Genomic DNA, 23,112 nt, shown 5'->3' on the forward strand with positions numbered 1-23,112 from the left:
GTGCGATGCGGCCGGCGTATCGTACGAAGCACGCGGAATTCGACGTGATCCCGGACGATGCGTCCGACGCCGGTTATGGCCGCGCCGTACTGCGCGCCGCGACATTCGCCGACGAAGCCGCACTGTCGCACTGGACGCGGAGCACCATGCGAGACCGACCAAACCAGCGCGCGCGCTGGCGGCCAGAAGCGCGACGTGTCACGGCAGCGGCCTTCAACGGTCCGACGCGGGCTCCGTGAAGAAATCGAGCAACTGACGCGTCAGGAAGGCCGGATTCTCGTCCGGCAACCAATGGCCCGTATTCGGCGCAACGGCTCCGCGCACATCCAGCGCCAGTTCCTTCGCCATGTCGAGTTCCTTGGCGCCGTTGCTCATGTCGCCGGCGAGCGCGAGCAGCGGCATCGGGAGCTTGTGCTTCATGAACGCCTTGAACTGCATCTCGTCCTGCGGGAACGCGCGATAGAGTTCGAACCCGGCGCGTAGCGCGCCCGGCGCCGCATAAGCGTCGGCGTAGACGGCGATATCGTCGTTCGACAACGCGACATGGGCCCTCTTCTTGTAGAAATCGAGAATGTAGGCGTGCTCCTTGCCCGCAATCAGCAGTTCGGCGATATCGCGCTGCTGATGCAATCCGAAATGCCAGATCTGCGGATCGGCACGGGCCTTCGCTTCGTCCCAGATGCGCGTGCCCGGCACCGGAACGTCGAGCATCGCAAGCTTCACGATCTCGGCAGGCCATTGCGCGGCGTATGCGTACGCCACCATCACGCCGATGTCGCGGCCGACGAGGTGGATGCGCGTCGCGCCGAGCTGGCGAACGAGTGCGCGGATGTCGCCCGCCATCGAGGCTTTGTCGTAGCCGCCGAGCGGCTTGTCGGATTCGCCCGCGCCGCGGTAGTCGACCGCGACGACCCGATATCCCTCTTGCGCCAGCACCGGCATCACGTGACGCCACGTGTACCAGGTTTGCGGCCAGCCGTGCAGCAGGACCACCAGCTCGCCGTCGTCCGGGCCGCCGGTCACGTAATGGAGGCGGACGTCATCGACCTGCGCGTAGCGTCGGCTGAAGCGTCGATCGAAACCGGCCGGCAGGCCGGGCGCCGGCATCCCTGACATCGATGGTTCATTCTGCATGGGTCGTCATCCGTTGCTGTGTCGGTCGCTCAGGCTCTCGACCTGTTTCACGCCCCGTAGCAGCCATGGCTGAAGTTGCCTCGTGAGGAGCGGCATGATGATCCAGGTCAGCGATGAGGTCAGCAGCGCTGAGCTGAGCGCGAGTTGGACAGGACGCTCCAACGCTGGCAGGAGCGCATTCAGTAGGTACGTGATCGACAGCAGGACCGGGTAGACGGCCAGCCACGTCACGAGAAACGTTTTCCACTTCGGTGTAGCGGGCTTGCCGGCGATCGCGAACCACGCATCCATGCCGACCGCGGCGTCGCGATGTTCGTCCGATATCTCGTCGCCCTTCGCAATCAGCTTTCGCCGTTCCCCGGAAGACACCCACGCATGCAGGTGCGCCGGCGAGTCGAAGCGGTAAATCAGGTAGTTGATGCCGCTCGAATCGCTCAGGCGAACGTTTCCGAGGTGCCCCGGGTAACGCCGCGCCGCCGCGTCGATCTCGCGCGCCCAGTGATCGAATTGCCTTTCCCGCCCCGGATGAACAACGCGACTGACGACGATCGTGCTTGATTCACGCATCGTGCCGGACGGGAAAAGGCGTTGGCTGTCGTGCATCGGCTGCTGAAGCGAGTGGGCAATGCGTTTCGTCGCCTGATGGTGTCCGATGGCCGAGGAACTCCCCCGATACGCCATCTGGGCGAACCTGCCGGGCTGTCGCGAAAGCAAACCACGGTCCTGACCGCACGCCGGCAGCGTCGCTCATCGCGCTTTGGTACGCCATTGTGCGGCTTGCGTCGATGGGGCCGCGGCGTCATGCGATGCCGCTGAATTCGCTATCGAACGAACGTGCGCTGTAATTTTTTCAGCGCGATCGAAAGCGGTAAGCGCAGCGGGTTACCGGCCGGCGGATCGCCGTGCGCCGAATCCTGTCCCGGCGCCGTGGTTTCGTCTGTCATTTGCGTGCCACCGTAGGCCGGTAACGTCCGAACTCGTCCCGATTCCGACAAGCGATCCGCCATGCAGCGCCCGTCGCGCGCCACGCCCCACGTTTACGCAGCCACGTCCCGCGCCCTCGCCGTCAGCCTCGCGATCAACCTGCTGCTGCTCGCCGTCGAGACGGCGGCGGCATGGTCCGCGCATTCATCGGGGCTGCTCGCGGACGTCGCGCACGCCGCGATCGACTTGGCGGCCGATGCGCTGATCCTCGTCGCCTGCCGGCTCGACGCGCGCCTGCCGCCGGCACGTCGGCCGACCTACGAGCCGCTCGCGCTCGCGGGCCTCGGTGCGTTGCTGGCCGTAACCGGCGCGCAGATGATCTGGCATGCGCTGACCCGGTTCGATACGCCGTCCGTCGTGCAGCCGGGCGCGACCGCGCTCGCGCTGGTTGCCGTCACGCTCGCCGGCAAGGCCGTGCTGTCGTACTGGATGCTGCGCAAGGCACGCGAGACCGGCTCCGCGCTGCTCGAGGCAAGCGGCTGGCACGTGCGGACCGATGCGCTGTCGTCGTTGCTCGCGGCGCTCGCGATGAGTGCGGCGCTGGTCGGCTTCGGCCGGCTGGACGATCTGGCCGCGCTCGCGATCGGCGCGCTCGTGATTCGCACGGGTGTCGGATTCATCCGGCGCGGCTGTGCGCAGTGGCTGGCACTGGCCGATTGGGCGAATCGCTCGACGCGCGGGTCGTGAACGGGGGAAGCGGAGCCGCTCGTTGATGCTCCGAGACGTCTGATCGACGGCACGGAAAGAAAGAAGAGGCTCGCACCCCGCGAGCGTCTTTTGCGTGATGTCGCCATCGCCATGTAGTGTGTGACGCATCGATGCTGCTACCTCTCCGAACGACGCGACACTCCCGAGCAGAATCCACACGAGCGCCGCCGAGCAAAGGCCATGGCATACATGCATGGGACAGTTTTGCGCGATCGAGTATCGGGACGTCTTGCATGGCGTGCCACGACGCACACGTATGCTTCGCGGGCGTCGTGCGCGACAACCGCAGGCGGGATGATCGATCGGGTTCCGCGTAACAGGCTATTGTTTGTTTTTTGTTAATACAGCCTATGGTTTGTATTTTGACGATACATGTCATAGACTGTATTTTCCGATTACAAACGATCACCTGTCATCTCGCGGAGCGCCCGATGGCCTTTCCTGTCCAGACCCTGACCCAGTTGCGTCCGATCCTCGTCGGCTTCCGCAAATCCGCGGGGCTCACGCAGGCGCAACTGGCCGCTCGCCTCGGCATCACCCAGCAATCTTATGCTCAGCTCGAAGCCAACCCGTCGGCGGTCAGCATCGAACGGCTTTTCAAGGTGATGAACGCGCTTGGCGTTCGCATGACGCTCAGCCTCGACGAGCGGGATGCACCGGCGGAAGCGGCCGATTCGGCTTCCGTTGCCGAACCGGTGGCGCGCCGCAAGCCGGTCGCGAGCAAGCGCGGCACCACGGCCGCCAAAACCCCGACCGGCACCGCCGTCGGCGCGGCGAGGAGGCGCCCGACAGCGACGACTCGGACCACGCCACGCGTCTCGAAGCGGGAGGACTGGTGACGATGGTCGCACGCGCCCGCAGCGACCGGCTCGACCTGTGGATGAACGGCATTCCTGTCGGCTACTGGGAAATCCGGCGCGGGGTCGAGCGTCTCGTCTACCTGCCGGACTGGCTCGATGATCCCCAGGGCCGACCACTGTCATTGTCGCTCCCCTTCACGCCCGGCAACCAGCCGCACCAGGGTGCGATCGTGGCCGACTACTTCGACAACCTGCTGCCGGACAGCGAGTCGATCCGTCGCCGCATCGCGCAGCGTTACCGGCTCCGATCGACAGCGCCGTTCGAATTGCTCGCGTCGATCGGCCGCGATTGCGTCGGCGCGATCCAAATGCTGCCGCCCGACGAGACCCCGGTCGATCTCGAGGCAATCGAAGGCGCGCCGCTCGACGACGCAGCCGTTGCCAATGTGCTGCGCCACGCGACCGCCACGCCACTGCCCGGCAGCGGAGAACCGGACGGCGACCTGCGCCTGTCGATTGCCGGCGCGCAGGAAAAGACCGCGCTGCTGCGTCAGCGCAACCGCTGGCTGCGGCCGTCGGGCAGCACGCCGACGACCCACATCTTCAAGCTGCCGCTCGGGCGCGTCGGCAACATGCAGGCCGACATGCGCACGTCCGTCGAAAACGAATGGTTGTGCTCGAAGCTCGTCGCCGCGTACGGCCTGTCGGTCGCGCCGTGCGAAATCGGCCGGTTCGACGATCAGAAGGCACTCATCGTCGAGCGCTTCGACCGTCGCCCGTCGCGCGACGGCTCGTGGATCCTGCGGCTGCCGCAGGAGGACATGTGTCAGGCGACCGGCACGCCGTCGGGGGCGAAATACGAAACGGACGGCGGCCCCGGCATCGAGACGATCATGGGCATCCTCGCGAATTCGGCCGACGCTTCGCGCGACCGGATGAATTTCTTTGTCGCACAGCTTGTATTCTGGGTGTTGGCGGCGATCGACGGCCACGCGAAGAACTTCAGCATCGCGCACCTGCCCGGTAATGCGTATCGCAGCACGCCGCTGTACGACGTGCTGTCCGCGCATCCGATCATCGGTACGCGCCGCAACCAGATTCCGCCGCGCCGCGCCCGCCTGGCGATGGCCGTCTGCGGGAAGAACCGGCACTACGTGATCAGTGAAATCCAGCCGCGCCACTGGATCGCACAGGGCCGCCGTGTCGGCCTGACCGAAGACGACGTGCGGGCCGCGATGGCGGCCGTCTCAGCACGGACGGAGCCCGCGATTGCCGAAGCCGCCGCGCAGATCCCGCCGGACTTTCCCGCGGACGTGGCAGACGCGATCTTCGCGGGCATGCGTCGGCAAAGCCGCAAACTCGCGGCGGCCGATCCGGCGTGATGAATCGACCGGCCGCGACGGGCTTCGGTCTTCGCTGCAGTACTTCGGCCCTCGGTCGACGGGCAGCCCTGACAGGACCGAAGCAGTTACGTCGTCGCAGATACGGACATCGAACGCCCCGCGCCGAACCGCCTGCCGGCTGCCGGCTGCCGGCGCAGATCGTTCACCCGGCGTCGCGCGCGCGGGCGAGTGCCGCGAGGTTGCCCTCGCCGAACCCGTGGTGCCCCTTGCGCTGCACGATCTCGAAGAAGATCTCGCCGGGACGGCGTTTGACGAAGGTCTGGAAGAACAGCCTCGGCACGCCGTCGCTGCCGATCTCGCCGTCGACCAGCACCGCGCGGCGGCGCAGCGCGTCGAGATCGACGCCATGCGCGGGCAGCCGCGCATCGACGTCGTCGTAATAACGTGCAGGCGGCTCGATGAACTCGACGCCGTTCGCGCGCAGGGCATCGACGCACGACAGGATGTCGTCGGTGGCCAATGCGACGTGCTGCACGCCCTCGCCCGGATGGTCGGGCAGGTACGCATGCATCAGGTCGGTACGCCGCGTGCCTTCCTCGTAGACCGGAATCCGGACCGCGCCGCACGGCGACACCATTACGCGCGATTCCTCCGACACATGCCAGTGCGCGTCGATCTGGTGGATCTCGCGAAAATGCAGCAAGTCGTGGTAGAAATCCAGCCACTCCTGCATCCGTCCCGCGCCGACCGTTTGCGTGAAGTGGTCGACCTGCTGCAGGCCGACGCCCGCGCAGTCGAGATCGGTATGCGCGGTCGCGATGTCGATCGGCCGGAAATCGATGTCGAAGATGGAGATGTCGCCGACGCCGCCGCGTTGGCCGTCCCGCCCGCGCCAGCGGTCGACGAAATACAGGTGCGAATCGCCGATGCCCTGGATGGCAGGGATCTTCAACTCGCCGACGCCGACCTTTTCGCCTTCGAACGCCCATGCTCCGAGCTGGATCGCGCGTTCGAACGCGCGCCGGGCATTCGCCACCCGCAGCCCGATCGCGCAGACGCCCATCCCGTACTCCTCCGCATAGCGCGCGGCGAACGAATCGGGTTCGGCGTTGATCAGGAAATGCATCTGCCCCTGCCGGTACAACGTGACGTTCTTGCTGACGTGCCGCGCGATCGCCTTGAACCCGAGCTGCTCGAAGCGTTGCGCGAGCGCGTCCGGCACGGGCGCCGCGAATTCGACGAATTCGAGGCCGGCCATCCCGAGCGGATTGGCGGCCGGATCGGCGACGGGCGGCGTATCGCTGGACAAGGGGTGGGAATTGCCGGGCATTCCAGTCTCCGGGGGCATGCGGTCGATGGGGAATCGGGCCTGTCGCGTGCGGCATGCGCGGCCGATGTGGCGGCCTCGCCTCCGCCCCGAACGGGCGAGTTGTCGATGCTGCAGATTTTAACCAGATCGTTCACGGCGGCACACCCCGGCCGAACGGGATATCGTCGCACCGCCTAGTGCAAACCCGGAAAGCGTTCGATAATCGCACGGATTTGAACGATAATCGCGCACTTTATCCGATTGGCCAATTGCCGCCACGCAGTCCGCGCCCTATTCTCCGTTCACCCATCGACTTCAATGCAGCATCGGACGTGGCCCCGCCACGATCCACGATGCGCCGTGCCAGGAGACATCGCCATGACCCCCACCTTCGACACCCTCGACGCCGCCGCCGGCGCCCGTGCGCGCAGCCAGGCCCGCAAGGCCGCGATCGGCAGCTTCGTCGGCGCCGTCGTCGACTGGTACGACTTCCTGCTGTACGGGATCGTCGCCGCGCTGGTGTTCAATTCCGAGTTTTTCCCGAAAGTCAGTCCGACGATGGGCACGCTCGCGGCGTTCGCCACCTTCGGCGTCGGCTTCCTGTTCCGGCCGCTCGGCGGCATCGTGTTCGGTCACTACGGCGACCGGCTCGGCCGCAAGCGGATGCTCGTGCTGACCGTGATGCTGATGGGGCTGTCGACGGTCGCGATCGGCCTGCTGCCGGCGTTCTCGACGATCGGCTGGTGGGCGCCCGTGCTGCTGGTGCTGATGCGCGCGATCCAGGGTTTCGCGGTCGGCGGCGAATGGGGCGGCGCGGCGCTGATGGCGGTCGAGAGTGCGCCGAAGCAGAAGAAGGCGTTCTACAGCAGCGGCGTGCAGGTCGGCTACGGCGTCGGGCTCGTGCTGGCCACCGGCATCGTCTCGATCCTGAGCCATACGCTCGGCGAGGCCGCATTCAAGTCGTGGGGCTGGCGCCTGCCGTTCGTGTTCAGCATCGTGCTGGTGCTGATCGGGCTGTGGGTGCGCAAGAACATGGACGAATCGCAGGAGTTCGTCGAGAAGGTCGAGCACGGCAACCGCAAGCTGCGCCTGCCGGTGCTGGAAGCGTTGACGCGCCACCCGAAGGCGTTCCTGCTGATCGTCGCGCTGCGGCTCGCCGAGCTGTTCACGATGTACATCGTCACCGCGTTCGCGCTGAGCTATTCGACGACGAACCTCGGCATGTCGCGCGACCTGTTCCTGAACATCGGCCTGCTGGTGGGCGCGGTGAGCTGCGTGACGATCCCCTGCTTCGCGTGGCTGGCCGATCGCTACGGCCTGCGCCGTATCTACCTGATTGGCGCGCTGATCGGTCTTGCGTCGGCGGTGCCGTTCTTCGTCGCACTGGAAGCGAGGTCGATCGCGTGGATCGTGATCTTCTCGATCCTGTTGGCGAACGCCGCGCACGACATGGTCGTGAGCGTCCAGCAGCCGCTGTTCACCGAGCTGTTCGGCGCCGAATACCGCTACAGCGGCGCGGGTGTCGGCTACCAGTTCGCGAGCGTCGTCGGCGGCGGGTTCACGCCGTTCATCGCGGTCGGCCTCGTCAGCGTGGCCGGCGGTTCGTGGCACCTCGTCGCCGGCTACCTGGCGGTCGGTTGCCTGATCTCGCTGGTGGTCGCCGCGCGGATGCGGGCGGCGCGATGAGGTAATGTGCGCGTGGCCGGCCCGAGTCGCGGCCGGCCATTTCTCCATGCCGGACGACATTCGACCAGTCGCCTCTCGGGCGCGACGTCAAACACTGTCAGTTACGCGCGCCGATTCCCCCTTTTCCCGTCGGAACATGCCACGCCGCGTGCCGACCAATGGCATCATATGGGCCTACGTCAGTCACCGATACGCCCCCATATCATGTCGAATCTCATCGTCCACGGCGGCACTCCGCTGCGCGGGGACATCAAGCCGTCCGCGAACAAGAACGCCGTCCTGCCGATTCTGTGCGCCACCCTGTTGACCGATCAGCCGCTGCGCCTCGTCGGCGTGCCGGACATCACCGACGTGCGCAAGATCCTCGACATCTTCCGCACGCTCGGCAGCGACGTGTCGGTCGATTTCACGACGGGTCTGCTCGAGCTTCACCATCGCAACACCAAGTTCGATCCGGCGGTCCATCGGCTGCCCGAGGCGATGCGTTCGTCGATCATGCTGATTCCGCCGCTGCTCGCACGCTTCGGCGTCGCGCGCCTCGAGAACGACGTGAAAGGCTGCACGCTCGGCGTGCGCGAGATCGATCCGCACGTCGAGGTGTTCGAACGTTTCGGCGCGCACATCGAACGCACGCCCGATTCGCTGATCGTCCGTACCGACGGCCCGCTGACGGCCAACGATCACTGGCTCGACTACGCGTCGGTGACGACCACCGAGAACTTCGCGCTGTGCGCGACGGCCGCGAACGGCACGTCGACGCTGATGAACGCGGCCTCCGAGCCGCACGTGCAGGAGTTCTCTCAGTTCCTCGCGATGATCGGCGTCGCGATCGAGGGCATCGGCACGTCGCGGCTATGCGTGACGGGCGGCGGCAAGCTCGGCGGCGGCGAGTTCCGCTTCGCCGAGGATTTCCACGAGATCGCGACGTTCCTCGCGCTCGGCGCGATCACCGGCGGCGACATCACGGTGCGCAACTCGTCGCCCGAGCATTTCCCGCTGATCGACCGCACGTTCGCGAAATTCGGCGTGACCGTCACGCACCGCGACGGCTGGTCGCGCGCGGAACGCGACGGCCCGCTGCGCGTGCGCCGGCCGTTCACGCAGAACATCCTGACCAAGGTCGAAGCCGCACCGTGGCCGTACCTGCCGGTCGACCTGCTGCCGATCTTCATCGCGCTCGGCGTGCGCGCGGAAGGCAGCGCGATGTTCTGGAACAAGGTCTACGACGGCGCGCTCGGCTGGTCCGGCGAACTGTCGAAGTTCGGCGCGCACGTGCTGTTGTCCGACCCGCACCGGCTGATCACGTTCGGCGGGCTGCAACTGACGCCGGCGCGCGTCGAGAGCCCGTACATCATCCGCGTCGCGATCGCGCTGCTGATGGTGGCCGCGAGCATCGAAGGCCGCTCGGAAATCATGAACGCGCTGCCGATCCGCCGCGCGCATCCGCACTTCGTCGAGAACCTGCGTTCGGTCGGCGCGAACGTCGAGTGGACGAGCAGCGAGTAAATCCCTGATGGATGCGGCGCGCGTAACGGTCGCGTCGCATCCGGTTCCTCGGCTTTTCCCGTTCGCCGGTCCTCAGGCAAACGGATTTCGCAATACCGGACCGCCGTCCACTTGCAAGCCGTCGTGCATGTCTTCGGTGTACAGGTATTCACATCCTTCGATTGAGGCAGTTGCCACGATGCATGCATCGTAGAAGGACAAGCGATGCCACTCTGCCAGCCGCCGCGCGAGGTCGTGCGCATCGACGGTGAGCGGTACGACATGGCACAAACTCCTGATCGGCTCCAAAAACTTCCCTACCTCGCGCCACGGCATCCGCAATTTGCGGTTGCACACACTGGCGACTTCGTTCAGTACCTGGACGCTGATGGTCGGCCGCCGCAGGAACAGCGACTCCGCACGGTTTGCCTTGGTTTCGTCCTCGGACAGCAGATACAGCACGACATTGCTGTCGACGAATGATTTCTCCGTCTCAATCCTGCTCATTCGCATCGTCCCGGCTGAACTTGAAATCGGCGGGCAATTTGCCCCTGAAACGCCGCAGTCGCTCCAGAAGCTCGTCGGGCCTCGGCTTGCGACTTACCGCGAAAACCCGCGGGCTGTCGACCACTATCTCAATATCGTCGCCTTCGCGGAGTTCCAGTGCGTCAACCACACTGGCCGGAAGGCGAACCGCCAGGCTATTGCCCCATTTTGCGACCTGCATATGAGCCTCCATGGATATACGCAATAGATTGTATATCTTAAGTGCAAATTCGCAAGTCGGCTGAATGGACAATTCGGCACGCGCGCGTCCCGTTACCCCACCACTCGCGCGATAATCGCCCACTCCTGCGCGAACACCGCGCATCTACCCGCGCGCCGCCCATGACGAAAAAGCCCGACCTCGACCGACGCGACTGGATTGCCGGCCTCGAAAAAGGCCTGATGATCCTGGAGGCATTCGACAGCCAGCACGCGCGCATGACGCCCACCCAGGCCGCCGCGCGCACCGGCCTCACGCGCACCGCCGCGCGGCGCTACCTGCTGACGCTGGAATCGCTCGGCTACGTGTACACCGACGGCAAGCTGTACGGCCTCACGCCGCGCGTGCTGCGGGTCGGCTGGTCGTACTTCGATTCGGCACGGCTGCCGCGCACGGTCCAGCCTTATCTGCAGCAACTGAGCGCATCGCTGAACGAATCGGCGTACGTCAGCGTGCTCGACGGTTGGGAGCTCGTGTTCATCGCCCGCAACGGCGTGTCGCGCGTGATGACGACGGGCTTCGTGCTCGGCGCGCGCGTGCCGGCGCCATTGACGTCCCCCGGCGTCGTGCTGCTCGCCCATCATCCCGATCGCGAAGCCGTGCGCGCTTGGCTCGACGAGGCCGAGCTGCCGCCGTTCACGCCGCACACGATCACCAACAAGGCGCGGCTGCTCGAACAGGTCGACCAGGCGCGCGACGCCGGCTACGCGGCGATCGAGCAGCAATTGCAGGTCGGCGTACGCGGGATCGCGGTGCCGCTGAAGAACCGTCACGGCGAAGTCGTCGCCGCGCTCAGCACGAACATGCCGATCGGCGCGGAGACGACCGACGCGGCCGTGCGGCGCGTGCTGCCGCATCTGCAGGAAGCCGCGCTCGCGATGCTCAACGTGCTGTAGCGACCGGCGCCGGCGTCACCCGATCCGCCACCACCGCGGCAGCAGATTGCGCACTTCGCGCCGTCGGTAACGGTCGTCGATCAGATGCACGACGCCCTCGTCGTGCTCGGTGCGGATCACGCGCCCGGCCGCCTGCACGACCTTCTGCAGCCCCGGATACAGGTACATGTAGTCGTAACCGTTGCCGAAGCGAGCTTCCATCGCGCGCCGCATCTGCTCGTTGATGTCGTTGACCTGCGGCAGCCCGAGCGTCGCGATGAACGCGCCGATCAGCCGCTCGCCCACCAGATCGACGCCTTCCGAGAAGGCCCCGCCCAGCACCGCGAAGCCCACGCCGCGTCCACCGGCGTCGAAGCGCGCGAGAAACGCGTCGCGCTCGCTTTCGGCCATGCCGGGCGCCTGCGCCCACACGGGAACGTCCGGATGGCGCGTCTGCATCAGCGCGACCACACGCCCCAGGTAGTCGAAGCTGCTCAGGAAGCCGAGATAGTTGCCGGGCCGTGCCGCGTATTGCGCGGCGATCAGGTCGGCGATCGGCTCGAGCGAGCGATCGCGGTCGCGCCAGCGCGTCGACACGTGGCTCGCCACGCGCACCGTCAGTTGCTCGGCGCGGAACGGCCCGTCGACATCGAGCCAGCCCGTATCGCCGGGCAGCCCCAGCGTGTCGCGGTAGAAATGGAACGGGCTCAGCGTGCCCGAGAACAGCACGGTCGCCCGCGCGGCTTCGTAGCGCGGCGCGAGGAAACCGGCCGGGATCACGTTGCGCACGCACAGCGTCGACTGGACGCGGCGCCGGCGGCCGGCCGTCGCGACGCCGTCGAGTCCTGGCTGGCGCGGCATCGGTTCGCCATGCAGCGTCGCGTCGAAGATCGACGCACTGTCGAACGCTTCGGCCAGCACGCCGAACTGGATCGCCTCGAAATGAAAGCGCAGCAGCGCGTCGCCGTTCGCGCGCGGCGCGTCGGTCAGGTGTTCGCCGATCGCCGCGACGAGGTTTTGCACGGCCGACACGATCGGGCCCGGCACGTCGGGATAGGCCGCATAGCGCTCGGCCTGCGCGCGATTGAGCGTGCCCCACGCGCGGGCGAGCCGGTCGAACGCCTTGCGCAGCGCGGCAGGCGCGGCTTCGCGCGCAGCCGCGAACGCGAACGGATCGAGCGACGCGCTGTACATCTTGCGCGCGCGGTCGAGCAGGTTGTGCGCTTCGTCGACGAGCACGCCGACCCGCCACTGATTCTGCTGCGCGAGCGTGTGCAGCATCGCGCTGCCGTCGTAGTAGTAGTTGTAGTCGCCGATCATCATGTCCGACCAGCGCGCAAGCTCCTGCGCCAGGTAATACGGACAGACGTCGTGCGCGAGCGCCGCGGTGCGCACGGTATCGCGATCGAGCAGCCCGGCCTCGATCGCCGCATCGCGCGCGGCCGGCAGCCGGTCGTAGAAGCCTTTCGCGAGCGGGCACGATTCGCCGTGGCACGCGAGGTCCGGATGCTCGCACGCCTTGTCGCGCGCGACGAGTTCCAGCACGCGCAGCGGCAGCGCGGGCGTGCCGGCGCCAAGCGTCGTCGCCGCTTCGAGCGCAAGCGCGCGGCCGGGCGTTTTCGCGGTGAGGAAGAACACATGGTCGAGCTCGCCCTCCCCGCATGCCTTCAGCATCGGGAACACGGTGCCGAGCGTCTTGCCGATGCCGGTCGGCGCCTGCGCCATCAGGCACTGCTCGTCGCGCGCCGCGCGATAGACGGCCACCGCCAGCTCGCGCTGGCCGCTGCGGAACTGCCCGTGCGGAAACGCGAGTGCACGCAGCGCCGCGTCGCGGGCGGCGCGATGGGCAGTCTCGCGTTCGGCCCAGCCGACGAAGCATGCGCACTGCTCGGCGAAGAACGTCGCGAGCGTGCCGGCATCCAGCGTTTCCGTCAGCACGGTCTCGCGCTCGGACACGATGTCGAAATACACGAGCGCGACGTCGATTTCCTTGAGATCGCGCGCATCGCACATCAGGTGCGCATAGACCTTCGCCTGCGCCCAGTGCAGCGCGCGATGGTTGGCCGGCATCGCGTCGAGGCTGCCGCGATAGGTCTTGATTTCCTCGAGCCGGTTCGCCACGGGATCGTAGCCGTCGGCGCGGCCGCGCACGGTGAGCGTGCCCCACGTGCCCGTCAGCGCGATCTCGGTTTCGTAGCGTGCGCCGCGCTTCGACGTGACCGCGCCGTGGCCGGCGATGCCCTCGAGCGCGGTCGGCGCGGGCGTGAAGCGCAGATCGAGATCGCCGCGCCGCGCGGTGAACTCGCACATCGCCCGCACCGCGACGACGTAGCTCATGCGGACAGCCCCGCCGCTTCGGCGTGCGCCACACCCTCGCCGGCCCACTCGACGTCGACGACGCGCACCGGCATGCGGTGCGCGATGCAGTAGGCGAGCCAGCGCGTCTGGTTGTCCTGCAGCCGGTCGCCGGGGCCCTTCACTTCGATCAGCTCGTAGCGGCGCTCGTCGGGCCAGAAGCGGACGAGATCGGGCAAGCCGGACCGGTTGCTGCGGATATCCGCGAGCAGGCGCGTGAACCACAGCCGCAAGTGCTCGGGCGGCAGGCATGCGAGCGCTTCGTCGAGCAGTGCGTCGGTCAGCACGCCCCAGAACACGAACGGCGATTGCAGCCCGGTTTTCGTCGCGAAATGCCGGCGGATCGTGTCGCGGTACGCGCCCGAATCGAGCTGCGCGAAGCATGCATCGAAGGCCGCCGCGCGGCGCACCGCGAAATCGGGGGCGTGCAGGTCGGCGGGGCCGCGCTGGAACGGGTGGAAGAATGCGCCGGGTACGGCCGCGAACACGGGCTCCCAGCACAGCAACCCGAACAGCGAATTGATCAGCGTGTTTTCGACGTAGTGAACCGGCGACGCCGGCTGCGCAAGATGGTCGCGTACCGCGAATTCGACGCTGACGGACGCGTCGGGGCGGGCGAGCACGAGCGTCTCGCGCGGCACGGCCGCGGCCGCGGCCGCGCGTTCGACGCGCTGGCCGGCGCGGCGCTGCAGGCGCGGCAGCATGCGCTCGACCCGCTGGCGTTCCTCGTCGCTCTCGAAGCCGCCGCGCGCGTCGAGCGCCAGCGCGAGCGCGTCGTCGTCGCGCCCGCAGCGTTCGAGCACGCGGATGCGCCGGTGGCGGCTGCCGGGCCACGCGCTGCGCGTGTACGCGTCGAGCGCGGCGCACCAGTCGGCACGGCGCTCGCACGCCTGGCCGAGCGCGAACAGCAGCTTCGCGCGGCGCGTCGCGAGCCACGGCTGCGCGCAGTCGACCGCGTCCAGCGCGCGGATCAGGTCGTCGAACGGCCGATCGTCGGGCCAGGCTTCGAGCGCGTCGCGGCACATCTGCAGCGCCAGATACGCGTCGACGTCGCCGCGCTGCTGGAACGCACGCGACGATGGCGCGATCGGCACGCTTTCGTACTGGAACACGCCGAGATCGGCGAGCACGAATTCGCTCCAGTCCTGATGCAGATTGCCGAAGAACATCAGCCGCAGCCGGTCGCACAGCGCGCCGACCGTCACGCGCAGCACGCGGTCGTCGGGCTGCGCGCACCAGGCGTCGAGCGGTTGCGCGACGTCGTGCGTGGGCCGCAGCCGCTCGAGCCAGTCGGCCTTGCGCTCGCCCGCATGCGCGGCGAGCGCCGGAAAGATGCGCAGCAGTTCGGCCTTGGTCGACAGCGCGAACAGCGCGTCGAGCGTGAGCGCAGGCGCCGGATCGACCCAGCCGAGCGCGACGAGCGGTGCGGCGGCATCGAGCGTGCAGCCGATCTCGTCGTACACGAGCTTGCTCGCGCGGAAATCGGACCCGTTGCGCATCAGCATCCGCACGAGCAGCGCGCGCGACGCCTGCGGCAGCGTCGCGAACTGCCGGACGAATGCGTGCTCGTGCGCGTCGAACAGGTCGTCGTAACGCTCGCCGAGCCAGGCCAGCGCGCGTTCGAAATTGGTCAGGTAGTAAAACGCCGGAGGCGTCGGCGAGGCAGGCGTCACGGGGATCGATCACTGTACGTTTGTACAGGTCGCAATCATATCAAATATGACGGGCCATGCCGCACGCTGCATGGCCCTTCCGCCGCCCGGCCCCGGTCAGAACTGGTAATTCACCGACATGTCGAACACGCCGTTGGTCGACTGCTGGGTGATCGGGCTGCGCGCTGCCCGGCCGACGAGCTGCTCGAGCGCGCCGTCCATCGTGACGAACCAGTGCTTGTTCACGAACCACACCATCGTCATGCCCACGCCGGCCGACTTGATCCCGGCCCCCGACGAATAGGCCGGCAGCCCCGAGCGCGCGGCGGCGCCCGGGTTCACGCCGAACCAGCTGTTCATGTAGCGGGAGTCGGCGAACGTCACGGTCGGCCCCGCGAACCAGAAGAAGTGCTCGTTGCTGCCGGGCATCGGCATGTACGCGGAGAAATCGCCGGTCCAGCCGTTCGACCCGCCGATGCTGCGCCGGACGTCCGCGCGCAGCACGAGCGGGAAATCCTTCGAGACCACATAGTCGGCCGCGAGCTTCATCACGGGCGCCGCGTTGATGTTGTCGAGACCGTTCAGGTGGCCGAGATCGTCGGCCGACCGACGTCCGAGGTCATAGCCGACCGACAAACTCACGCGCCAGTTCGGCCCGCGCAGCACGTTCGCGCCGAGCCCCTCGCCGGTCGACAGGAAGAACAGGTCGCGATAGCGGATGTCGAAATTCGGGCCGCCCATCACGCGATAGCGGTCGGAGCCCGCATAGCGCGGCTGCAGCGTCATCGCGGCGCCGACGCTCACCTGCCAGGTGGGGATGTTCGGATCGAAGAGTTTCTGGAGCGGGACCCCCGCCGTGTACTGCCATTCACCGAGCGGCGAAGGCGTCTGGGCCGACGCGTCGCGGGCGCCGGCGGCGGCGAGCGCCGCGAATGCCGAGAGGCTGGATACGAACCGGCGTGCGCCGGGTGACTGCAACAGGCGAGCAACAGTGGTCAAGGCGATCTCCGTCGGCTGCACGAAACGAACCTGAGGGAAAGCGCGTCGCGCTTCACCGGCTGCAACGGCAGCCAGCCAGCGGCGCGAACGTAGCATGCGCTGAATTAACGGACATCCTACGCGACGCGCGCACAGACGCAAAGCGCCCGTTGTGTACGGGCACTTTGCCGGAATCCGGCAGGAGCCGGCGGATGATTGCGGAATCAGAAACGCTCGACGTGATAGTCGCCGGCGAGCGCGGCCGGACTGCGCGTCGACATCATTCGCGAGAAGCCGTCGGCGAGCCGGCCGAGCGCGAGCTGCTTCTGGCTCGCGTCCCAGTGCGTGTAGGTGTCGTACGCGGCATCGTCGAACGAAACCGTGACGGCGACCGGGCGGCCGCTGGCGCGAAAACCGATCTGCAGCACGCCGCCCGGCAACTCCTCGATGTGATAGTGCAGCGAACGCGATTCGAAATAGCGGCCCAGTACCTGAGCGATCGCGCGCTTGTCTGGCGATTGCACGTGAATGTCCATGACGGTCCTCCTTTTCAGTGTTCGCGCGGCCGGTGGCGGCACACTGCCCCCGCCCGGCATCCGCATCGGCGACGGGTTCGACGGCGGGTCGCCCTGCGGCAAGCCGTCGGGCACGGGCGGATCGACCGGGTCGTCGTGCCCGGGCGGCGGCGGATCCGGGTCGACGTCGGGTGTCGTCGGTTCGGGGCGGTGCAGCATGGATGGCGTGTTCATGTCACTCCTGCGCGACGGCGCGCGCATCTTGATGGCGAAGCGAGCCTCCGCAAGCGCCGTGCCCGCTCCCGCGCCGTGAACCCCGGTCGCCCGGTTCAGGCGTCGTAAGCCGCCATGACCAGCCACATCGTGCGCCCCTCGGCGCTCAGTTGCACGGCGAGCGCGAACGGATCGGACGGTTCGCATCGCGCGACGAGCGCCTGCTGCGCACGTTCGGGACCGTCGTAGACGGTGTCGTTCAGTGCGCGCACCTCGTCCTTGCCGTCGAACATGCGCCGCTCCGGCCGATAGACCAGCGATTCGCGCTTCCATGCGGCGAAACGCTCGCGTACGTGGCCGAAGTCGCCGCCGCAGACGTTCGCGTCGTAACGTATCCTTTCCCTGGCTGCATTCATCGCGATGTCCTCTCGTCCATACCGGACGCGTGTGCGTCGTATCCGCATGCCCGGCCGGTTCCGCCGGCTTGCAAGCGTCGTGCCGCGGATGCCGCGGGTACGCCGCTTGCGCCTTCTCATCGACAAGGAGGTTCGATCATGACCGCTCACGCCCCCGGTCGCCGCGACGCCGTGTCAGCGGCTGCCGGCCTGCTCCGGCTCGCCACGTCGCGTCCGCCGTCCGAAGACAAGACGGAGGAGCGCATCGACGAAGGGCTCGAGGAGACGTTCCCGGCCAGCGACCCGCCCGCCGTCGGCGGTGCGACGCGTATCGACCCCGCCAAGCCGTCCGGCGAGCGCGAACGTCGCGCGCCGCACGTCCCTTCCCCGCCCCGCGATCACGGCTGACGGCGGCACCCGGCGCGCGGTGCAATGGCAGTGCGCGCGCCGGCCAGATCAGGAGGCAATCCGATGAAGGTCCTTGAACGCAGATGGCATGAAATCAGCGGTGCTGCCGGCGTCGCGGCGCTGGCCGCGATCGAAAGCGCGGTGGTGCTGGCGATCGTCACGATGACGGGCATCGGCCACTGACGTCCCGCGTCGACGCCGCGGCTGCCGCCGTGGAAGATGTACAAGCGGGCTGGCAAATTTCTCCGTCGCTCGGCAACCCAGGCCCGGCGTGTGCGCATCGCGCGCGGCACGCGGCCTGCTCCCGTATCGTTCCGATCACGAAGGAGGCGTTCATGTATCGCGTCAACGAGATCATGTCGCGCGACGTAGTCTGCGTCGCGCCGACCGACACGATTCGCCACGCGGCCGAATTGATGCAGCGCTTCGATATCGGTGTGCTGCCCGTGTGCGACGGCACCGAGCTCGTCGCGATCGTGACCGATCGCGACCTCGCGGTCCGGGCGCTGTTGCATGGCCACTCGCCCGACACGCCCGTGCAGGCGGTCGCGTCCAGGCCCGTGCAGTGGTGCGTCGAGGACGACGGCGTCGGCGACGTCCAGCAACGGATGGCCGACGTGCAACTGCACCGTTTGCCGGTGCTCGACCGCAGCCTGAAGCTGGTCGGCATGGTGTCGCTCGGCGACATCGCGACGCGCGCGGGCGGCCCGGCGCGCGACGAGCTCGCCAATACGCTCGAGGACGTGTCGTTGCCGCGCCGCCGCTGACCGACTGGCGTCCCCCCATCATCCCGCGCGGCCTGTTGCCCCGACGAAATACGCGCGCAATGAATTTGCGCGCGGACCGGGTTGCCGCTTCGACCAGGAGGTTTTCGATGACAACGGACAAACCGTCGCGCGACGCCGCGCGCATCGTCGGCACGACCCCGCGCACGGCCGGACGCGGGCCGGGGCCCGACGTGATGGCCGCCAGCACGTTCGAAGGCGATCGCGTGCTGACGATCGACGGCGACGATATCGGCAAGATCGCCAACATCATGCTGGACGTGCGCGCCGGGCGGATCGCGTATGCGGTCGTGTCGTCCGGCGGCCTGCTCGGGATCGGCGACAAGCTGCTCGCGGTGCCGTGGAATGCGCTCGTGCTCGATGCCGAGCGTCAATGCTTCGTGCTGCCCGTCGACACCGCCCGTGTGCGCGAAGCGCCCGGCTTCGACAAGAGCCGCTGGCCCGCGATGGCCGACCCCGAATGGGCCGAAGCACTGCATGCGTACTACGGCCGTTCGCCGTACTGGCTAATCGAGGAAGGCGAAACGGCCCTGGACTCGCCGCCGTACGAGGCGTCGCCGGACGACCCCGAAGACGGCACGCGGCACCACTGAAGCCTGCCGGCCGGAAGGTCGGTCACTGCGCGGCGGCCACCGTCTTCGCGAGTTGCCGCGCGGCGTTCAGGTGTGCGTTCAACACCGGCAGCGTGCGGGCCGCGAACGCGCGAAGCTGCGGGTCGCGGCCGTCTTTCGCCTCGGTTTCGTAAAGCCGGATCGCCGCTTCGTGCGCGGGCGGACCGGCTAGCGCCACGTACGCCGTATCGAACGCGCGCCCGTCTTTCGCTCGCAATGCCGTGACCGCTGGATCGACGAGCATCCGCGTCTGGACCGGCACGCCTTTCTGCGCACCGATGTGGCGCAATTCGTCCGCGATACGCGCGTGATCGTCGAGCATCCGGCGCGCGAAGGCCTTCACGTCCGCGTTCGACGAACGGTCGAGCGCGAGTTGGCTGGCCTGTCGCTCCACCTTGCCGATCATGCCCGCCTTGTCGACGAACTCGGCGTCGATGCCGATCGGCCGCTGCGTCAGGCCGGGCTCGTCGGCGGTGGGGCCGGGACGGATGACCCCCGGCGCGACCTGCGCGGACGAAGCGGGCGGCGCTTGCGCGTGCGAGAGCGCGAACGTCAGGACGCCGGCGGCGGCAGTCAGCGTGACGACCGCCACTGGCCGACGCCCGCCCCGCTTCATCCTCCGGATTGTTCGGTTTGTGCTCATCCGGGCCTCCGTGTCATGCGACGGAGCGGGTCCTCGGTGCGGCTTGCCGTCACGCGGGACGATGGGCCGACGTGAAGAAATCGGTCCATGCGCCGTTGTGCCACGCGCCCTCGGTGCGCTCCACCGACAGCGCGCCGGCGGCGAGCATCGTCCGCTCCGCGAACGTGATCGTGCGTCGCGTCACGTGCGCCGCCAGCACCACGCCGTTTTCGCATTGCTTCAGCGCGCCGTGCCCTTCCGGCGCATCGCCGCGCATCCGGCTGAGCGCGCCGCACAACGCGCCGACATAGCCGCCCACGAGCGGCACGCCGATCCACGCGAGCGGGGAATGCAGCCCGCCCAGATACAGCAGCGCGGCCCCGGCGAGCCCGACGATCGCGCCGATGGCCACGCCTTCCAGCGCACCGAGGCCGCCCGGCCGCGCGGCGGAGTCCGCATAGACGTCGCCGCCAAGCCAGAACAGTGCGTGCTGTCCGGGCGGATTGAGAAAGAAGACCTTCACGTCGTCCCGGTGCATGGCGTGGCCGCGCAATTGCTCCGCGCAGCGTTCCGCCTGCTCGAGCCGCGAGAAACGGCCCGCGATGATGGTGTCCATGTCGAACCTCCTGCCCGGTGACGCGCAGGGTCGCGGGCGCGCGACGCCCGATCGGCCCGGCGCTTGCCCGCGCATCACGTTACTTCCGGCGGATCTGCAGCTTGTCGCGCACGCCGCTCACGCCGCTGACGTCGTGCGCGACGCGGATCGCGGTCGCGCGTTGCCGCTCGTCGGGCACGTTGCCCGTCAGTTCGGCCACGCGGTCGCGCACCTGCACGTCGATGTCGCCGGAGGCCAGGCCGCGTTCGGCGACGAGCGCGGCCCTGACACGGGACGCGAGCGTCGCATCGCGGATCTGGCCCCCGACGGCCGACGCCTGGCTCGCGAGCTTCGCACGCGTGCCCTCCTCGGCCGATGCGTAGCGGGGTGTCGCGATCCATGCACACGACAGCATCAGTATGCTCGCGATCGGCACGGCCGGCGTCCTGCGTCGCGTGCGCGCCGGCTTGCCGCCGGTGCGGTCGTGCCGCGTGTTTTCCGTTGCGTCCATCGTGCCTCCTTTTTCGTATGCGATCGACCCGCCGCCGCGCCGTATGGATACGGCTGGCTACCGCTCGCGCGGCTTCCCGTCTGCCGTGTCTCCCGTGTCGCCCGCGTCATCCGGTACGACGTCGACGATCACGCTCGCGAGCGTCGGCATGTCGACCGGCTTGCACAGATACGCATCGAACCCCGCGGCCATCACCCGGCGCCGGTCGGCCTTGCCGGCGTGCGCGGTCACCGCGACGACCGGCAGATGTCCGCCGCCGTTCGGCAAGCGCCGGATCCGGTCCAGCAGCCAGTAACCGTCGCCGTCCGGCATCGCGAGATCCGACAGCACGACGCTCGGCGGCTGCCGCTCCACCACTTCGAGCGCATCATGCCCCGACCGCGCGGTCGATACCTGTGCGCCCATCGTTTCGAGCGCCGCCGCGAGGCTGGTCCGGGACGTTGCGTCGTCGTCGACCACCAGCACGCGCTGGCCGTCGAGCGCGACCGTGTCGGACGCGCCCTTGGTCCGCGACGGCTGCTCCGTCGGATCGTCGGCGTCCCAGCCGGCCGGCAGCGTCACCGTGACGGTCATGCCGCGCCCGGCGCCCGCGCTCGTCGCGACCACCTCGCCGCCGTGCAGCTGCGCGATGTTGCGCACGATCGACAGGCCGAGCCCCAAACCGCGCTTCGGCGACGTGAACGCGCCTTCCGGCCGGCTGAACGTGTCGAACAGGTGCGGCAGGTATTCCGGCGCGATGCCTTGCCCGGTGTCGGAGACGGACAGCCGCACGCGCTCGCCGGCGCGCGTCAGCGACACGTTGATGCGGCCGCCCGGCGGCGTGAACTTGATCGCGTTCGAAAGCAGGTTCGACAGGACCTGGCGCAGGCGTTCGCCGTCCGCGGGAATCACGCAGGCCGGCATCGCGTATTCCGTCGACAGCACGAGCCCGTTCGCCTGGGCGGTCGCGTCGAGTTCACGCGCGGCGTCGCGCACGATCCGCACGAGGTCGACCGGCACGCGTTCGAGACGCAGCCGGCCGGTCGCGAGGGACGAGGCGTCGAGCAGGTCGGCGACCATGTGCGACAGCGACCGCGCGCTGCGATCGATCGCGTCGACCGCCTGCTGCGCGAAGCCCTGCCCGTCGGCGTTGCGCAGTACCTCGACCCAGCCGTAGATCACGTTCAGCGGCGTGCGCAGCTCGTGCGACACCGTCGCCAGCAGCTCGTCCTTCAGCCGGTTCGACGCGTCGGCCTGCACGCGCGCGTCGCGGGCGCCGCGCAGCGAGCGAAGGTGGTGGCGTTCGTTGCGGCGGCGTTCGCCCGCTTCGCGCAGCGTCAGCGACAGGCCCGCGCAGTGGCCCTGCGCGTCGACGATCGGCGACGCGGCGAAGGTGGCGCGAAAACGGCCGCCGTTGGAGCGCACGCACAGTACGTCGAGCGGCCCGACCGGCGCGCGCAGGTCCGCGAACGATGCGGGCACCGCGTGCCGGCGCAACCAGCGCGGCGCGATCATCGTGACGATGTCGCGGCCGCTGGCCTGAGCCGTATCGATGCCGAAGATGCTGGCCGCGGCCGGATTCCAGCTGGTGATCCTGCGCGCGGCATCGGTCCCGACGATTGCATCGGGCGACGCGTCGACCACCCGCCGCAGCAGCCCGTCGCCGGAGAGGCTCGCGACGGACGACGGCTCGCGGTGCGACGGGTACGAATCGCTATCGTCGTCGCCGATCTCCCGCAATCGATCATTCGCAAGCAGCGGCTTCACGGCCGCCACCAGCACGCATTCGACGAAGCCGATCGCGACGAACGCGCCGGCTTGCGCCAACAGCGTCGCCAGCGGCGCGTCGCGCCACCACAATGCGCCGATCACGCCGACACTGGCGGCGGTCGCGGCGAGGCCGCCGCCGAACGACGTCAGCCATGCGGCGGCCGCCACACCTGCGTAAAAAGGCAGCGGCGCAAAGGGCGCGTGCTCGCCGACAGCCCGAATCGCCCACGCCTGCAGCGCGGTCGCGAGCCCGACGGCCAGTACGACCCATGCACCTTGCCGGAACACCTCACGGGTCAGAGTCGTCATTGCATCCTTGCATCGCACCGGCTGCCGTCGTGCGGGGGCATGCCCCCTGTTGGCCATGCGGCGTGCCGTCGAACGCGCCGGGCGAGCGTGAAAACGCCAGCAAACAGCGTACCTGGTGGCGCTCGGACCTCACGGTCGCGGCAATGGCCGCTGGGCGCTGCGCCCGCACTGGCTGCGTGGTGGATCGTCTCCCTCGCGTCCCCGCGCCGTCGCACGCCGCCGTAATGTGTGGCCGGCCGCTTTTTTCATCGGGTTTCTGTAAAAAAGCGCTGGTCCCGACGCGGACCTGGCGTCACGGCACGGCCTGCAAAAAAGTGATCGCCC

General features: G+C 68.3%; 23 protein-coding genes. 9 read left to right on the forward strand and 14 right to left on the reverse strand.

The features are described 5' to 3' along the window. Positions 1-213 precede the first annotated feature (213 nt). Together H3O04_RS05150 and H3O04_RS05155 are read right to left on the reverse strand one after the other, a co-directional pair. The gene (locus H3O04_RS05150) at positions 214-1,134 is read right to left on the reverse strand and encodes an alpha/beta fold hydrolase (protein ID WP_202587270.1); all 921 of its coding nucleotides are present in this window, start codon (positions 1,132-1,134) and stop codon (positions 214-216) included. A 6-nt stretch (positions 1,135-1,140) separates the two neighbouring features. Further along, the gene (locus tag H3O04_RS05155) at positions 1,141-1,848 is read right to left on the reverse strand and encodes a hypothetical protein (protein ID WP_237666183.1); all 708 of its coding nucleotides are present in this window, start codon (positions 1,846-1,848) and stop codon (positions 1,141-1,143) included. Positions 1,849-2,139: 291 nt separating this feature from the next. Between H3O04_RS05155 and H3O04_RS05160 the strand changes: the two genes are divergently transcribed. From H3O04_RS05160 to H3O04_RS05170, 3 genes are all read left to right on the forward strand, one after another. Continuing rightward, positions 2,140-2,805 (forward strand): cation diffusion facilitator family transporter, encoded by a 666-nt coding sequence (locus H3O04_RS05160; protein ID WP_202587271.1) that lies wholly within the window; start codon positions 2,140-2,142, stop codon positions 2,803-2,805. Positions 2,806-3,257: 452 nt separating this feature from the next. After that, positions 3,258-3,665, forward strand: a complete 408-nt coding sequence (locus tag H3O04_RS05165) for a helix-turn-helix domain-containing protein (RefSeq protein ID WP_124478333.1) — start codon at positions 3,258-3,260, stop codon at positions 3,663-3,665. 2 nt (positions 3,666-3,667) lie between these two features. Next, positions 3,668-5,008, forward strand: coding sequence for a type II toxin-antitoxin system HipA family toxin (locus H3O04_RS05170; RefSeq protein WP_202587272.1), 1,341 nt, complete (start codon positions 3,668-3,670; stop codon positions 5,006-5,008). A gap of 163 nt (positions 5,009-5,171) precedes the next feature. On the opposite strand, the gene H3O04_RS05175 is transcribed toward H3O04_RS05170, so the two are convergent. After that, entirely contained in the window at positions 5,172-6,299 is a 1,128-nt protein-coding gene (locus H3O04_RS05175) for a 4-hydroxyphenylpyruvate dioxygenase family protein (protein ID WP_011547703.1), read from the reverse strand. 357 nt (positions 6,300-6,656) lie between these two features. Here H3O04_RS05175 and shiA point away from each other — a divergent pair, with 357 nt between their 5' ends. Both shiA and H3O04_RS05185 read left to right on the forward strand, forming a co-directional pair. Next, on the forward strand, positions 6,657-7,964 hold the full coding sequence (shiA, locus tag H3O04_RS05180; RefSeq protein WP_011547704.1) for a shikimate transporter: 1,308 nt from the start codon (positions 6,657-6,659) through the stop codon (positions 7,962-7,964). Between the two features lie 204 nt (positions 7,965-8,168). Then, complete coding sequence (locus H3O04_RS05185; protein ID WP_023477875.1) at positions 8,169-9,470, forward strand: UDP-N-acetylglucosamine 1-carboxyvinyltransferase; 1,302 nt, start codon at positions 8,169-8,171, stop codon at positions 9,468-9,470. Positions 9,471-9,542: 72 nt separating this feature from the next. Here the strand turns inward: H3O04_RS05185 and H3O04_RS05190 are convergent, their stop codons facing one another. Both H3O04_RS05190 and H3O04_RS05195 read right to left on the reverse strand, forming a co-directional pair. Continuing rightward, a complete protein-coding gene (locus H3O04_RS05190) occupies positions 9,543-9,956 on the reverse strand; it encodes a PIN domain-containing protein (protein WP_023477876.1) in 414 nt (137 codons plus the stop codon). After that, positions 9,943-10,176 carry an AbrB/MazE/SpoVT family DNA-binding domain-containing protein gene (locus tag H3O04_RS05195; protein ID WP_027808267.1) on the reverse strand — a complete coding sequence of 78 codons (234 nt, stop codon included), beginning with the start codon at positions 10,174-10,176 and terminating at the stop codon, positions 9,943-9,945. The genes H3O04_RS05190 and H3O04_RS05195 overlap by 14 nt, the downstream gene beginning before the upstream one ends. A 161-nt stretch (positions 10,177-10,337) precedes the next feature. Here H3O04_RS05195 and H3O04_RS05200 point away from each other — a divergent pair, with 161 nt between their 5' ends. Further along, the gene (locus H3O04_RS05200; RefSeq protein ID WP_006479031.1) at positions 10,338-11,111 is read left to right on the forward strand and encodes an IclR family transcriptional regulator domain-containing protein; all 774 of its coding nucleotides are present in this window, start codon (positions 10,338-10,340) and stop codon (positions 11,109-11,111) included. Between the two features lie 15 nt (positions 11,112-11,126). On the opposite strand, the gene H3O04_RS05205 is transcribed toward H3O04_RS05200, so the two are convergent. The 5 genes from H3O04_RS05205 to H3O04_RS05225 form a co-directional block, all read right to left on the reverse strand. Further along, on the reverse strand, positions 11,127-13,427 hold the full coding sequence (locus tag H3O04_RS05205) for an ATP-dependent DNA helicase (protein WP_023477877.1): 2,301 nt from the start codon (positions 13,425-13,427) through the stop codon (positions 11,127-11,129). Next, positions 13,424-15,118 carry a VRR-NUC domain-containing protein gene (locus tag H3O04_RS05210; protein WP_006479033.1) on the reverse strand — a complete coding sequence of 565 codons (1,695 nt, stop codon included), beginning with the start codon at positions 15,116-15,118 and terminating at the stop codon, positions 13,424-13,426. Before H3O04_RS05210 ends, H3O04_RS05205 begins: the two co-directional genes overlap by 4 nt. A gap of 96 nt (positions 15,119-15,214) precedes the next feature. Continuing rightward, a complete protein-coding gene (locus H3O04_RS05215; RefSeq protein ID WP_012340034.1) occupies positions 15,215-16,096 on the reverse strand; it encodes a MipA/OmpV family protein in 882 nt (293 codons plus the stop codon). 203 nt (positions 16,097-16,299) lie between these two features. Beyond that, entirely contained in the window at positions 16,300-16,611 is a 312-nt protein-coding gene (locus H3O04_RS05220; protein WP_006479035.1) for a hypothetical protein, read from the reverse strand. Between the two features lie 308 nt (positions 16,612-16,919). Continuing rightward, positions 16,920-17,219: a hypothetical protein gene (locus H3O04_RS05225; protein ID WP_077219246.1), complete on the reverse strand. Its 300-nt coding sequence runs from the start codon at positions 17,217-17,219 to the stop codon at positions 16,920-16,922. Between the two features lie 138 nt (positions 17,220-17,357). On the opposite strand from H3O04_RS05225, the gene H3O04_RS05230 reads away from it, so the two are divergent. From H3O04_RS05230 to H3O04_RS05240, 3 genes are all read left to right on the forward strand, one after another. Further along, the gene (locus H3O04_RS05230; RefSeq protein WP_006479036.1) at positions 17,358-17,606 is read left to right on the forward strand and encodes a hypothetical protein; all 249 of its coding nucleotides are present in this window, start codon (positions 17,358-17,360) and stop codon (positions 17,604-17,606) included. Between the two features lie 335 nt (positions 17,607-17,941). Further along, complete coding sequence (locus H3O04_RS05235) at positions 17,942-18,373, forward strand: CBS domain-containing protein (RefSeq protein WP_202587273.1); 432 nt, start codon at positions 17,942-17,944, stop codon at positions 18,371-18,373. A gap of 107 nt (positions 18,374-18,480) precedes the next feature. Next, entirely contained in the window at positions 18,481-18,984 is a 504-nt protein-coding gene (locus tag H3O04_RS05240; protein ID WP_006479039.1) for a PRC-barrel domain-containing protein, read from the forward strand. Positions 18,985-19,006: 22 nt separating this feature from the next. On the opposite strand, the gene H3O04_RS05245 is transcribed toward H3O04_RS05240, so the two are convergent. The 4 genes from H3O04_RS05245 to H3O04_RS05260 form a co-directional block, all read right to left on the reverse strand. After that, positions 19,007-19,645, reverse strand: coding sequence for a DUF4142 domain-containing protein (locus H3O04_RS05245; RefSeq protein ID WP_124478335.1), 639 nt, complete (start codon positions 19,643-19,645; stop codon positions 19,007-19,009). A gap of 49 nt (positions 19,646-19,694) precedes the next feature. After that, positions 19,695-20,240, reverse strand: a complete 546-nt coding sequence (locus tag H3O04_RS05250; RefSeq protein ID WP_034174803.1) for a hypothetical protein — start codon at positions 20,238-20,240, stop codon at positions 19,695-19,697. A 79-nt stretch (positions 20,241-20,319) separates the two neighbouring features. Beyond that, on the reverse strand, positions 20,320-20,730 hold the full coding sequence (locus tag H3O04_RS05255) for a BON domain-containing protein (protein ID WP_006479042.1): 411 nt from the start codon (positions 20,728-20,730) through the stop codon (positions 20,320-20,322). Positions 20,731-20,787: 57 nt separating this feature from the next. Further along, complete coding sequence (locus H3O04_RS05260; protein ID WP_034174804.1) at positions 20,788-22,788, reverse strand: hybrid sensor histidine kinase/response regulator; 2,001 nt, start codon at positions 22,786-22,788, stop codon at positions 20,788-20,790. Positions 22,789-23,112 lie beyond the last annotated feature (324 nt).

It is taken from the genome of Burkholderia sp. KCJ3K979, assembly GCF_016759955.1.
Classification (GTDB): Bacteria; Pseudomonadota; Gammaproteobacteria; order Burkholderiales; family Burkholderiaceae; genus Burkholderia; species Burkholderia orbicola.

Coding starts and splice junctions, on each gene's coding strand:
- H3O04_RS05150 (WP_202587270.1), bottom strand. CDS start 1,134: ATGCAGAATGAACCATCGATGTCAGGGATGCCGGCGCCCGGCCTGCCG.
- H3O04_RS05160 (WP_202587271.1), top strand. CDS start 2,140: ATGCAGCGCCCGTCGCGCGCCACGCCCCACGTTTACGCAGCCACGTCC.
- H3O04_RS05165 (WP_124478333.1), top strand. CDS start 3,258: ATGGCCTTTCCTGTCCAGACCCTGACCCAGTTGCGTCCGATCCTCGTC.
- H3O04_RS05170 (WP_202587272.1), top strand. CDS start 3,668: ATGGTCGCACGCGCCCGCAGCGACCGGCTCGACCTGTGGATGAACGGC.
- H3O04_RS05175 (WP_011547703.1), bottom strand. CDS start 6,299: ATGCCCGGCAATTCCCACCCCTTGTCCAGCGATACGCCGCCCGTCGCC.
- shiA (WP_011547704.1), top strand. CDS start 6,657: ATGACCCCCACCTTCGACACCCTCGACGCCGCCGCCGGCGCCCGTGCG.
- H3O04_RS05185 (WP_023477875.1), top strand. CDS start 8,169: ATGTCGAATCTCATCGTCCACGGCGGCACTCCGCTGCGCGGGGACATC.
- H3O04_RS05190 (WP_023477876.1), bottom strand. CDS start 9,956: ATGAGCAGGATTGAGACGGAGAAATCATTCGTCGACAGCAATGTCGTG.
- H3O04_RS05195 (WP_027808267.1), bottom strand. CDS start 10,176: ATGCAGGTCGCAAAATGGGGCAATAGCCTGGCGGTTCGCCTTCCGGCC.
- H3O04_RS05200 (WP_006479031.1), top strand. CDS start 10,338: ATGACGAAAAAGCCCGACCTCGACCGACGCGACTGGATTGCCGGCCTC.
- H3O04_RS05205 (WP_023477877.1), bottom strand. CDS start 13,427: ATGAGCTACGTCGTCGCGGTGCGGGCGATGTGCGAGTTCACCGCGCGG.
- H3O04_RS05220 (WP_006479035.1), bottom strand. CDS start 16,611: ATGGACATTCACGTGCAATCGCCAGACAAGCGCGCGATCGCTCAGGTA.
- H3O04_RS05225 (WP_077219246.1), bottom strand. CDS start 17,219: ATGAATGCAGCCAGGGAAAGGATACGTTACGACGCGAACGTCTGCGGC.
- H3O04_RS05230 (WP_006479036.1), top strand. CDS start 17,358: ATGACCGCTCACGCCCCCGGTCGCCGCGACGCCGTGTCAGCGGCTGCC.
- H3O04_RS05235 (WP_202587273.1), top strand. CDS start 17,942: ATGTATCGCGTCAACGAGATCATGTCGCGCGACGTAGTCTGCGTCGCG.
- H3O04_RS05240 (WP_006479039.1), top strand. CDS start 18,481: ATGACAACGGACAAACCGTCGCGCGACGCCGCGCGCATCGTCGGCACG.
- H3O04_RS05245 (WP_124478335.1), bottom strand. CDS start 19,645: ATGAGCACAAACCGAACAATCCGGAGGATGAAGCGGGGCGGGCGTCGG.
- H3O04_RS05250 (WP_034174803.1), bottom strand. CDS start 20,240: ATGGACACCATCATCGCGGGCCGTTTCTCGCGGCTCGAGCAGGCGGAA.
- H3O04_RS05255 (WP_006479042.1), bottom strand. CDS start 20,730: ATGGACGCAACGGAAAACACGCGGCACGACCGCACCGGCGGCAAGCCG.
- H3O04_RS05260 (WP_034174804.1), bottom strand. CDS start 22,788: ATGACGACTCTGACCCGTGAGGTGTTCCGGCAAGGTGCATGGGTCGTA.